This window comes from Marinobacter sp. (genome assembly GCF_041984545.1).
Taxonomy (GTDB): Bacteria; Pseudomonadota; Gammaproteobacteria; order Pseudomonadales; family Oleiphilaceae; genus Marinobacter.
Genome location: NZ_JBHIXV010000066.1, coordinates 1 through 1,725, shown reverse-complemented (window position 1 = coordinate 1,725; position 1,725 = coordinate 1). Strand labels below are relative to the sequence as shown.

The following is a 1,725-nucleotide window of genomic DNA, read 5'->3' as shown; positions in this document are numbered from 1 at the left end:
AGTGACCAGCACAGACCCCGGGTTGCCGGGCAGTCCCAGCACCGGGGTCCCCCCGATGGCACCAAAAGCCACCGGTTTCCCGGGCTTGATGGCCATCTTCCAGAGCGACAGACTGCCTGACTCCTCCAGCACTGCACGCACGTGGTCCTCTTCGCCCACGGATACGCCACCGCTGGTGATAACCAGGTCAGCGGCCTCGGCCGCACGCTGCAGTGTTTCGCGGGTCGCCTCGCGCTTGTCCCTGAGTGTTTCGCACAGAACGACCTCGCAACCGGCTTCGGTGAGCAACCCCATCAGGGTGAAGCGGTTGCTGTTGTAGATCTGGCCCGGGCCGAGCGGCAAGCCAGGGTCCACCAGCTCATCTCCCGTGGAGAGAATGGCGACTTTCAACCGCGCCAGGACGGCAACCCGGGCAACGCCCATGGAGGCCAGTAGTCCCATCTCATTGGGACGTACCTGTGTACCTTTTGCCAGAGCAAGATCGCCCCGGGTGAGATCCTGCCCCCGGCGGCGAATATTCTGCCCTTCGTCTACTTCCGCCTGTACAAGAATGCCGGATTCCGTCACCTCAATCCGCTCCTGCATGACCACCGAGTCGGCGCCCTCGGGAATCTCTGAGCCGGTAAAGATGCGCGCAGCGGTGCCGGGTTCCAGGGGCTTCGGCGCTTCACCGGCCGGAATCCGGGCCGAGACCGGTATTGGCCGGTCTCCATGCAGATCCTGTTTGCGCAGGGCGTATCCGTCCACCGCACTGTTGTCAGCCGGCGGCACGTCGGCCGGCACATAGTGGTTTTCGGCAAGTACCCGGCCCAGGGAGTCGGCCAGTGCGACGGTTTCAATCTGCGCAACCACCGGTGCTTCCGACAACAAGTGGTCCAGGGCATCTTCCAGGGGCGTGAGGTTTGGCTTGGCCATCAAGTCTTAACTCCGATCGGGATGTCTTCTGCCTCAGCGCTTGGCGCGCTGTCCAATGACTTCGTTGAGCCGCGACATTGGCTTCTCGGGTTTGCGCAAGACCAGCCCCGAGAAATTGCATGGTGTGTGACGGCTGTCCAGCTGACTGAGGAGAATGCCTTCCCAGCCGGTGCGGCAGGCGCCGGTCGAGCCGGGCAGGCAGAAGATCACCGTGTGGTTTGCCATTCCCGCCATCGCCCGTGACTGCACGGTTGATGATCCGATTTCGGCGGCTGACAGGCGGCGGAATTCCTCACCAAAGCCTTCGATGGTTTTGTCGAGCAAAGGCCTTACCGCCTCCGGTGTGCTATCTCGTTCAAGCAGGCCGGTGCCACCGGTAATGATCACTGCGTGCACCTGTGAATCGGCAATCCAGCCGGACAACAAGGCCCGCACCAGATAGACGTCGTCCGGCAGGATCCGGCGGGCGACCAGGTTGTGGCCGGCTTCGACCACGCTGTCCTCCAGAAATTGCCCGGACGTGTCCTGTTCAGGCCCACGGGTATCGGAGACGGTCAGCAGGGCAACGTTCAGGGGTTTCATTTCGGTACTGGGTACACTGCTCATGGATGGGCTCCATAATCGTTGAAAAGTTGTTATACGCCAGTATCGCCATCACGGGCTTTTAATGGAAGGGAGTAACCCATCAGGGGGAGGCGCCAGCGGCCGGTTGTGGCCGGTTTGGCGTGAAATTGCTGTTAATTTGTGCAGTGCACTTGACATTCGCCAGTCAGGTGGCCGATGATCGCTCTTGCCCGGCGAACGGTTGTT

2 protein-coding genes are annotated in these 1,725 nt (G+C 61.6%); both read right to left on the bottom strand.

All coding sequences use genetic code 11. The annotated features are described in order from the left end of the window. Positions 1-915, bottom strand: a 915-nt coding sequence (glp, locus tag ACFC20_RS17470) for a gephyrin-like molybdotransferase Glp (RefSeq protein ID WP_375194095.1), incomplete at its 3' end; no start/stop codon positions are given. A 33-nt stretch (positions 916-948) separates the two neighbouring features. Continuing rightward, positions 949-1,521, bottom strand: coding sequence for a molybdenum cofactor biosynthesis protein B (moaB, locus tag ACFC20_RS17465; RefSeq protein WP_053114150.1), 573 nt, complete (start codon positions 1,519-1,521; stop codon positions 949-951). Positions 1,522-1,725 lie beyond the last annotated feature (204 nt).